Annotated in this window: 7 protein-coding genes and 1 pseudogene; 3 read left to right on the top strand and 5 right to left on the bottom strand. The window is 39.3% G+C overall.

Annotation, left to right across the window (positions count from 1 at the left end):
• The first annotated feature begins 208 nt into the window (after window positions 1-208).
• The 3 genes from I6E69_RS10020 to I6E69_RS10010 all read left to right on the top strand — a co-directional run bounded on the left by I6E69_RS10020 (window position 209) and on the right by I6E69_RS10010 (window position 6536).
• Window positions 209-1996: a M61 family metallopeptidase gene (locus I6E69_RS10020; protein WP_182193851.1), complete on the top strand. Its 1788-nt coding sequence runs from the start codon at window positions 209-211 to the stop codon at window positions 1994-1996.
• Window positions 1997-2175: 179 nt separating this feature from the next.
• Window positions 2176-4266 carry a bifunctional diguanylate cyclase/phosphodiesterase gene (locus tag I6E69_RS10015; protein ID WP_197121178.1) on the top strand — a complete coding sequence of 697 codons (2091 nt, stop codon included), beginning with the start codon at window positions 2176-2178 and terminating at the stop codon, window positions 4264-4266.
• A 98-nt stretch (window positions 4267-4364) separates the two neighbouring features.
• The gene (locus I6E69_RS10010; protein ID WP_197121177.1) at window positions 4365-6536 is read left to right on the top strand and encodes a S46 family peptidase; all 2172 of its coding nucleotides are present in this window, start codon (window positions 4365-4367) and stop codon (window positions 6534-6536) included.
• A 176-nt stretch (window positions 6537-6712) separates the two neighbouring features.
• Here I6E69_RS10010 and I6E69_RS10005 read toward each other — a convergent pair whose 3' ends face one another.
• The 5 genes and pseudogenes from I6E69_RS10005 to I6E69_RS20775 all read right to left on the bottom strand — a co-directional run.
• Entirely contained in the window at window positions 6713-7606 is an 894-nt protein-coding gene (locus I6E69_RS10005; RefSeq protein WP_121954846.1) for a hypothetical protein, read from the bottom strand.
• Between the two features lie 337 nt (window positions 7607-7943).
• On the bottom strand, window positions 7944-8558 hold the full coding sequence (locus tag I6E69_RS20650) for a transposase (RefSeq protein ID WP_231619747.1): 615 nt from the start codon (window positions 8556-8558) through the stop codon (window positions 7944-7946).
• Window positions 8559-9032 carry a transposase zinc-binding domain-containing protein gene (locus I6E69_RS20645; RefSeq protein WP_231619746.1) on the bottom strand — a complete coding sequence of 158 codons (474 nt, stop codon included), beginning with the start codon at window positions 9030-9032 and terminating at the stop codon, window positions 8559-8561.
• Window positions 9033-9130: 98 nt separating this feature from the next.
• Window positions 9131-9640 (bottom strand): tyrosine-type recombinase/integrase, encoded by a 510-nt coding sequence (locus I6E69_RS09995; RefSeq protein WP_231619745.1) that lies wholly within the window; start codon window positions 9638-9640, stop codon window positions 9131-9133.
• Window positions 9623-9793 (bottom strand): annotated as a pseudogene (locus I6E69_RS20775) (phage integrase N-terminal SAM-like domain-containing protein); the annotation flags it as partial. The gene I6E69_RS09995 and the pseudogene I6E69_RS20775, both read right to left, overlap by 18 nt.
• Window positions 9794-9989 lie beyond the last annotated feature (196 nt).

The raw sequence follows: 9989 nt of genomic DNA, 5'->3' as shown, positions 1-9989 counted from the left end.
AAAGTTTTCTGGCGAATTCAATTATACCTTATCTTCATGCTGTTTGTTTTTCATACCACAAAGATCAACACGCCCTAGTAAAAAACTTAGAAATTTTAATAAGCTACTACTTATAAACTCGTATATAGGGTCATTTATCGTATTTAATTCACTTTTAAATAGGGGCTTGTTAGTCTTGTAAGCAATTAAGTTTCCACTAAGAGTCTCTATGAAAAAGTTATTAGCCCTTTCAATTTTAGCTGCATGTTCTGCACCTGTATTTGCCGATGTAAATTATTCTTTAGAAATCTCGCAACCACAGCATCATTTAGGTGATGTAAGTGTTGAGTTTCCAAAAACAGCGCAAGCACACCTTGATATAAAACTTCCTGCGTGGCGCACGGGTCGCTACGAAATGTTAAACCTAGCAAATGGTATTCGCTACTTCAAAGCCAAAGATGAAGATGGCAAAGAACTAAAATGGGAAAAAATAGATCACAGTACATGGCGTGTACATCTTAATGAACCTACAGAAGTTAATGTTGACTACCAGGTGTATGCAAATGAGCTTGGTAAACGTGCTCGCCACATTGACGACAGCCATGCATTTATAGATGCGTCAGGCTTTTTTATGTTTAGTGACTCGTTTCGCCAAGAGCCTGTAACCGTTAATTTAGACGTGCCTAAAAAGTGGCGTTCTGTATCGGGTATGGATAATTTAAAAGGCAAAAATTCATTTAAAGCAGCCGATTACGACGTACTTGTTGATTCACCAATCGAAACGGGTATTAACCAACTACACACATTTGAAGTAGAAGGGCGTGAATACGAGTTAGTTATATGGGGCGATGGTAACTACGATGTAGAGCAAATGCTTACCGATCTTAAAAAATTAGTTGCCACGGGTAATGTAATTTGGGATGGCTATCCGTATGAGCGTTATGTATTTATGGTGCATGCAACATCAGGTGCGGGTGGTGCAACAGAGCATTTAAACTCAACAATTATTCAACGACCACGTGACCGATTTGGTAGCCGCGAAGATTACCTAGGTTTTATTAGCACCGCTGCGCATGAGTTTGTTCATACGTGGAATGTTAAAGCATACCGCCCTCAAGGTTTAGTGCCATACGATTACACTAATATGAATTACTCTAAACTGCTTTGGATTGCAGAGGGTTCAACAAGTTACTTTGAAGATCATTTATTAGTGCGCTCAGGCATTCAAACAACGGATGAATTTTTTAAAGTGATGAGTAAAACAATTAACCGTCATTTGCAAACACCGGGCCGTGAAGTGCAAAGCGCAAGCGAAACAAGCTTTGATAAATGGATTAATCAAGGTGGCGATCATGCACGTAACTACAGCACCAATATTTATTCAGAAGGTTCGTTACTTTCACTTGCTTTAGATATCGACTTACTAGAAAAAAGCCAAGGTAAAATAAGCTACCGAGACGTACACAAAGCACTTTATAACAATCATAAAATGCCCGCTGGATTTACAGATACAGATGTACTTAATATCTTAAAAGATTTAACAGGACGTGATTATTCAAGCTGGTGGCAAGAAAATGTAGAGTCGCCTGCAAGTATTAACTTTGACGATTTACTTACTAAAGTAGGTTTAAAGTTTGAGCGTCCTGAAAAAGCAAAAGCACTTGCAAGTATTGATGCTACCGCCAAAAATACGGGTGAATTACTGACGTTAAGTTATGTACGCCGTGGTGGCAGTGCGTGGAAAGCGGGTTTAACTACCGATGATAAAATTGTCGCTATAAACAAACATCACGTAGGTAAAGATTTAAAAACCAGCCTAGAAACGTTTAAGGCAGGCGACAAAGTAACCGTTGACTATCTTCGTCGCGATGCACTTGAAAGCTTAACATTAGTATTATCAGAAGATTTCGATAAGCCTAAAAAAGTAGTTGCTGATAAAGAGGCAACGCCACAGCAAAAAGCGCTTTTCAAAGCATGGATTGGTGTGGAACATCCAAATGATGTGACAAAAAAATAAATTCAGTTTTTATAGAGTTTAAATAAAGTTAACAATTATTAAAAAAGAGCTTCGGCTCTTTTTTTGTTTTGTATAATGGCGTATATAATGTACATGGAAATTTAATATTAAAATTAAATTTAATTATTATTTGGTGTTTTTTATTACTAAATAAAATTACTTATGGATATAGCCTCAAAATGAAATTAGACGACGTTGCTTCAGACTTAACCAACCAATTTGTAATTAACGACTATTTGCATCAGTTATTTGATGCGGTAAATGTAATTTCTGTTCAAGGTTATGACAATGAACGTCGTGTTATTTATTGGAATGAAGGCAGTGAGCGACTTTACGGGTACACAAAAGAAGAAGCCATAGGGCAAAAAATAGAAGACCTTATAATTCCAGAATCAATGTGTGAATTTGTAATTGACGCACACAGTGATTGGGTAGAAAAAGACATAGAAATTCCAGCATCCGAAATTACCCTAAAAGGTAAAGATGGCGAAAGTGTATCTGTTTTTTCTAGCCATGTTATGTTTACAAATCAATATAATACAAAACAAATGTACTGCATTGATATTGACTTATCTGAGGTTAAAAAGGCACAAGCAGATGCATCATTTAATGAGGATATGCTAAAAACTATTTTTGAGGCAATTCCTGACTTATTTTTCTTGATGGAAAATGATGGAACTATTATTGAGTATCATGCCAGTAATGAGACCGATCTCTACACCAAGCCAAAGCAATTTATTGGTAAAAAAATGGGTGATGTACTCCCGCGCGATCTAGCCGAAAAATTTGAAACCTATATCAGCCTTGTATTAGAAAAAGAGCAGATGATGAGCTTTAAATACGAGCTAGCTTTGCCCCATGGGCTCGTTTTTTTTGAAGCAAGAATAAATAAAATAACAGAACATAACCAGTTAATGGTTATTATTCGAGATATTACAGAACAGCATAAATCAGATGAACTAATTAGACATCAAGCGTATTACGATAGTCTAACTTTACTTCCAAATCGTTTTTTAGCACTTGATCGTTTGTCGCAATTACTTATTGAAGCACAAAGAAATAACGAAAAAGCAGCGGTACTGTTTTTGGATTTAGATGACTTTAAAAAAATAAATGATTCATTAGGCCATGAAACAGGAGACAAACTTTTAATTGAATCAGCGCAAAGGCTGCAAGAGGCATTGCGTAAAGACGACACGGTAGGGCGCCTAGGTGGAGATGAGTTTATCGTATTACTGCGAGGTATAACTGATCACCATGCAGCGCTAAAAATTACTGAAAAACTGGTCAATAACTTTAGAGCCCCTTTTAAAATAGAGGGCCGGGAACACATACTAACAGCGAGTATTGGTGTAGCCATATACCCAGAAAATGGTACAACCGTTGCTGATTTATTACGAAATGCTGACACTGCAATGTATCAAGCAAAATCATATGGTCGTAATACTTATTCATTTTTTACTAAAAAGATGAATGTAATTATTCAGCGCCGACTCGTAATAGAAGAGCAGATGCGTGGCGCCCTTGAACGTAATGAATTCGAGTTATTCTACCAGCCCCAATTTGACGCCAAAAATAAACACATCATTGGTGCAGAAGCGTTATTACGCTGGCATAACCCTGTGCTAGGTAATGTAACACCCGATGAGTTTATACCTATTGCCGAAAATACAGGATTAATTGTACCCATTGGCAAGTTTGTAATTAGCCAAGCATTAGATTTTTTAAACACATGGCAAAGTACTTGTAAACGCACACAGCAATACACCATGGCTGTTAACTTATCTCCTCGCCAATTTAGGGACGTAGGGCTGCTCAGTTTTATTCAAAACTCATTGAGTGAAGCAAACGTAAATCCCGAAAATTTAGAGCTTGAAATAACTGAGGGAGTGCTGATGAGTTGCCACACTAATGTTGTTGATATACTGACTGAAATAACAGCATTAGGCATTAACTTATCAATGGATGACTTTGGTACAGGTTATTCATCGTTAAGTTATTTGAGAGAATACCCTTTTAATGTACTCAAAATAGATAGAAGTTTTATTGACGGTATTGTACTAAACAATGAAGATTGTAATCTCGTAAAGGCAATTATTGCCATGTCGCACAGTTTAGGGCTGACAGTGGTAGCCGAAGGCGTAGAAACAAAAGAGCAGCTTACTTTATTGAACAAATTAGACTGTGATTTTATGCAAGGTTTTTACTTTAGCAAACCAATACCAGCAAAACAGTTTCTTGATTTTTCGATGAATTTTGATAAAAAGTAAGATTTAACACTCGATTGTAACAATTCATTGCACGGCTATTGACCTCATTAGCTACTGACGAGTAACCTGTTATAGAAACAAATAAAAAGGATTCTATAATGCGTTTAAAACCTCTTGTAGCTACATTAGTAGCCACATTTTCTTTATCACTTTCAAGTAGTGCCATAGCCGACGAAGGCATGTGGCAACCACACCAACTTCCAGAGTTAGAATCAATTTTAAAAGCCAAAGGGCTTGAAATTGATGTTGAATCTATTTCTAAATTAACCGAATTCCCAATGAATGCGGTAATTAGCCTAGGTGGCTGTACAGCATCGTTTGTATCGCCTAAGGGTTTAGTTGTGTCAAACCATCACTGTGTTTATGGCTCGGTGCAATACAATTCAACACCTGAAAACAACATTTTAGAAAATGGCTTTTTAGCTAAAAGTCCTGCTGAGGATTTACCAGCAACGCCGGGTTCACGCGTATACGTCACAGAAACAGTTACTAATGTGACTGACAAAGTTAGTAAAGGTATTGAAGAACTAAGCGGTAAAGCACGCTACGACGCAATAGTAAAAAACGAAAAAGCGCTAGTAGCCCAGTGTGAAGCCGACGAAAGCTATCGTTGTAACGTGTATTCGTTTCATGGTGGCTTAGAGTTTTACCTAATTAAGTCACTTGAAATTAAAGACGTACGTTTATCTTATGCACCGGCTATGGGCGTAGGTAACTACGGTGGCGATATAGATAACTGGATGTGGCCGCGCCATACTGGCGACTTTGGTTTTTACCGTGCTTATGTAGGCAAAGATGGTAAACCAGCAGAATACAGCGAAGACAACGTACCTTACGTACCAGACTCTTACCTAAAGGTAAGTGCCAAAGGCGTGCAAGAAGGCGACTTTGTAATGGTTACAGGCTACCCAGGGCGTACTAACCGATACCGCATTGCAACAGAGGTAGATAATGTATTTAACGACAGCTACCCTAAAGCCCGCGTTCATAACTCAAAATACGTGTCGCTTATTGAAGAAAACTCAGAAGACGGCAGTAAAGCGCGTATTGCTTACGAAAGCACCATTGCAGGTTATAACAACTATATTAAAAACTATGGTTCGATGATCGAAAGCTTCAAAAAAGGCACTATGCTTGAGCGCAAAAAACAGTTTGAGCAAGACCTAACACAATGGATCAATAGCGATGGTGAGCGTAAAGAGCAATACGGAAGCGTATTAGGTGAGCTATCTGAGCTAATTGCACAATCACAAGAGCACAGTGAACGCGACCGAATGTTAGGTTATGTACATCGCTCACAGATGATCAGTACAGCACGACGTTTATACCGCCTAGCTTACGAAAAACAAAAGCCAAATAGCGAACGTGAATCTGGTTATCAAGAACGTGACTTACCTCGCATTAAAGCAGGGCTTGAGCGCATGACGCGCCGTTATGATAGCAAAGTAGATAAAGCTATTTTACTGCACTTTTTAGAGCTGTATGCAGCACTTCCAAAAGAAGAGCGTTTTAGCGACGTTGATAACGTATTTAAAGTACAAAATGGGTTTGATAAAGCAACCCAAAGCGCGTTACTTGATAGCATGTATGAACAGTCAAGACTCGATAATGCCACTGTTCGCAATTCATTATTTGAACAATCGTTTAGCCAGCTAAATCAAAGCCAAGACCCATTTGTGCAGTACGCTAAAGCAATATTTAAAGTAATGAAAGCAGAGGAAGATAAATCAAAAGCACTTGCAGGTAAATTACAAGCAGCTCGCCCAGAGCTAATGAGCGCAATCATTGCGTTTAACAAAGCTAAAAACAAACCTGTATACGCCGATGCCAACAGCACACTACGAGTAACCTATGGCACCGTAGGCGGCTACTCACCTCAAGATGGCTTGGTAGCAACACCGTTTACATCGCTTGAAGGATTACTCGCTAAAAACACCGATGTTGAACCATTTAATGCACCCAAAAAGTTACAAGAGCAAATTAAAGCCAAGCTTTACGGTGATTACACGGGCGGCATGAATACAGTACCCGTTAACTTTTTATCAAATGTAGACACTACCGGTGGTAACTCAGGTTCGCCAACACTTAACGGTAAAGCAGAGCTTGTAGGCTTACTGTTCGACGGTGTTTACGAAAGTATTATTGGTGACTGGGATTACAACCCTGAGCTTAATCGCTCAATCCATGTTGATTCACGCTACATGCTGTGGGTAATGGATAAAGTAGATAATGCACAAAACTTGTTAGACGAAATGACAATCGTAAAATAAGTAATTAGTGGGATAAGAGAAGGGCGCTTACCGTAAAGGAAGCGCCTTTTTTATTGATGTTTGGGTGGTTTATTTATGACTGGTAAGTGCCATGATCGGATATTGGTAATGCCCGCATTTGCGGATGGTTTGGAGCACAGCGGAAAACCAGTCCGACAAAATGCGCTTGTTAAATTTCATCTTCTCTTGTGCTCGGTTCTAGAGGCAATGTCCGGAATCGAATCTGCAGGGCTGATAACCGTTTGTACCTTTGCTCGCTCCTTTAACCGCTTCTGCGCTACAAAAGCGAAAGATTTACCTGTTCGTTCAGCTTCTTTTTGTATTTCGTATATTTCTTCACCAGAAATAGGGTTGTCACTTGCATCAATCATTGTTGAAAAATGATAAGTAGCCTCGTCTTCATTATCTGAACGACTAGTATGCTCAAGTATATCTTCTAGCTCGACACTTACAGCATCCTGCATACCTGAACCAATTGCCCCGAAATTCTGTTCGAACCAATCACCTTGCTCCATAATATTTTTCAATATAAAAAGGTCGTGATCAGTGAATGGAACATGAAAATCATTGAAGTTGATGAATTGTCTACCATCAATTCTCATTTGAAAGTGGTAATGAGGATAATCAATGGATGTTCCTTGATGACCTTGAAAGTCATTTTTGGAGCAGTCAAACGTCCATTCAACATTTTTCCATTTAACGGTATAGGATAAAACTTTTCTATCTGACTTCTCGTCTTCAAGGTCATTGATATTCGAAAGAAAACGATCTTGGTTCGCACACCATCGAATATACGCAGCTATATTTCCATAGCCGTATTTTTCGTAAATTTTTGGAAAGTCTTTTTTCTTAAATTTACATTGCCGTAATAGCCAGTGTAAGCAAGGGTTGCTTTTGCTAATGGTCTTAAAAGGTTTGTTACAGAGATAGCAAATATCTTTTTCATAGCCGGCTCTGAACGCCTCAGCTTGCCTTTGATGTTCCTCATCATTCAGGCGATTCATCTCCTCAATTTCTTCGGGAGACATCCCTTCAAAAATCCGTCTATATTTCTCAGTATCGTGCTGCACCTGATTTCCCTTTGAAATTTAACATTTTAGTATTTATGCGACACGCTGTTTGTGTTGCATAATCGCTTGTTGGACTGAGCCGCTACCTGCTCGGTGTGTCAGAGTTGGTGTTGTTTATGCTATGGGAATTTGCTTTTTGGAGGCTCTCACTTTCCTAGCTGATTTAGTCAGCTTAGCTAGTGCTATGTAAGCTTTCCCTGCATTGCTCAGCGCTTATTATGTATTCATTACACCTAAATTTGCCTTAATAAGCAATTATATTTTTTACACGTACAGAGGCCGCTAGCCTGAGCAGTTAAGCAGGTTAACTAATTGATTTTAAGCAGCTAACTAGCTGCTAACTCGTTCGCTCTACTTTGGTCGTTGTTTCATATAACTTGAATACGCCAATTAGTCGCAAGATACCTGCCTTACAATGCTGGCAAGGCCAATGCGGTATCAGTGTTACGTTTTCTGTCTTTAGCTTCTCCACTTTACCTATGTGTGATTCTTGTGACCTTATTAATGCTAACTTTCGCTTGCGACATGCATTAGCTAAAAAACCATAGTGACGAATGCGCATAAACCCTTTCGGCAATACATGTTGTAAGTAACGCCGTAAAAATTCATCACAGCTCAGTGTCATTGCTTTATCGCGGTTCTTATCTGCATAATCTCGGTATTTAAAACTCACAGTCTGTTTATTTGCTCTCACTAAACGTGATTCTGACATTACGCCTTTTCGGGTATAGCGAGCAAGGTAGCTAACTAAATTTTCACTGTACGTTAAACAGGCTTTGCTATAAACACACCATTTGGTTGGTGTGCTTACTTTCGCGAATGAACTATCGCATTCATTGAGCGCTGCGAGCATTTTCCCTCTAAACACTGTTGATAATGCTTTAACGGGGTATAAATAGCCTTTTTCTATTTCATGCCAGTGCGTTTTATCAAGCGCGCCTGCGGGTATCAATCAATGCAGGTGAATATGCTGACTTAAGTTTTGCCCCCATGTATGCAGTACGCTTGTCATACCTAACTGGCCATGCCTCTTTCGTTTCGCAAATTTGTTCAGCGTTTGCCATGCGGCTTTAAATAAACACTGGTACAGCGCGTTTGGGTTATAGTGCGCAATGATATTCAACTCATGGGGGAGCGTAAAAACAAGGTGGAAATACCGACACGGTAATAAATCCTCTTGCTGCCTTTGCACCCACTTAGCCGTAGCCATGCCTTGGCAACGCGGACAATGACGGTCTCGACAGCTACATCCAATCTTTTGTGACTCACCACAGTTATCACATTGCCATGCTTGGTAACCGAGCTGACCTGTTCTGCATGATTGAAGGTGCTGACAGACACGCAGTTGTTGATAGCTCATCGTATGATGCTGGCGATAATTCTCAAGATTCGAGTTTAAAATATCAGCGAGGTGTAAAGCGCTCATTGTTTACTCCAGCTCGCAAGCAAATCAATGCCGCCATGACCTAACTCTGGTAACCAATGTAAGTAACTTTGTGTGGTTTTAATATCACTGTGACCAAGCTAATGTTGCAGTTGATGAAGTGGCATACCTGATTCAAGTTGGTGTGTTGCATAAGCATGGCGTAAAGCATGTGGGTTACAGTGCTTTAAGCCACACGCTTGTGCATGTTTTCTCAATGCCTTTCTGAAGCTTGAGGGTGACATGGGTTTATCCATTAACCATCGTGAATAAAACATCCAGCCTGTTGGGTGATACATTTTCCAATAGCGACGTAATTGATTTAGCACGCTATCTGATACAACAACATAGCGTGACTTATCTCCTTTACCATGTTCAATTAAAATGGTTTTACGCTGTCCATCGATGTCTTGCACTTTAATGCGTAGCAGTTCGCCAATACGCAAACCACATCCATAAGACACCACTATCAATGTTTTTAAGCGCATATCGGTGCAACTTTCTATAAGCCGTCGCATGTCATCGCGCGATAAATACGTGGGTGCGCGAAGTTTTACTTTTGGCAGTACAATATCTAAGTTAAGTGGCCGATGTAAAATATTCTTAAACAAGAACCAAATACTGTTTATCTGTATTTTTTGGCTTGCTCTAGAAAGTTTACGAATCGCAGGATCGTTAAAAAAGGCGTTAAGTTCCTCATCAGTAATCGAATCGAGCGGTTTATTAAAATAATGACTGAGTTTTAGTAAATGTTCACAGTAGCTTTTACATGTACTTTGTTAATAACCACGGTAGGCTATTTCAGTTTTGACTTGTTCAATGAGTGTATTCATGACTTACCTCCAAGTTATGGGATAACCCCAAGGTAAGTGTGGCTCAAATGGTCAGAATAGGATCTCCGCGTAGCGGCTTAGTTCAACAAATCAATTAGCGACGATATTTAGCCAACCTCAATGACCG

This window comes from Pseudoalteromonas sp. NZS100, from assembly GCF_015864815.1.
Taxonomy (GTDB): domain Bacteria; phylum Pseudomonadota; class Gammaproteobacteria; order Enterobacterales; family Alteromonadaceae; genus Pseudoalteromonas; species Pseudoalteromonas distincta.
This window is presented reverse-complemented; position numbering and strand designations above follow the sequence as displayed.

Excerpts from the sequence above, each read along its gene's own strand:
- I6E69_RS10020 (WP_182193851.1), top strand. The coding sequence starts at position 209 with ATGAAAAAGTTATTAGCCCTTTCAATTTTAGCTGCATGTTCTGCACCT.
- I6E69_RS10015 (WP_197121178.1), top strand. The coding sequence starts at position 2,176 with ATGAAATTAGACGACGTTGCTTCAGACTTAACCAACCAATTTGTAATT.
- I6E69_RS10010 (WP_197121177.1), top strand. The coding sequence starts at position 4,365 with ATGCGTTTAAAACCTCTTGTAGCTACATTAGTAGCCACATTTTCTTTA.
- I6E69_RS20645 (WP_231619746.1), bottom strand. The coding sequence starts at position 9,032 with ATGAGCGCTTTACACCTCGCTGATATTTTAAACTCGAATCTTGAGAAT.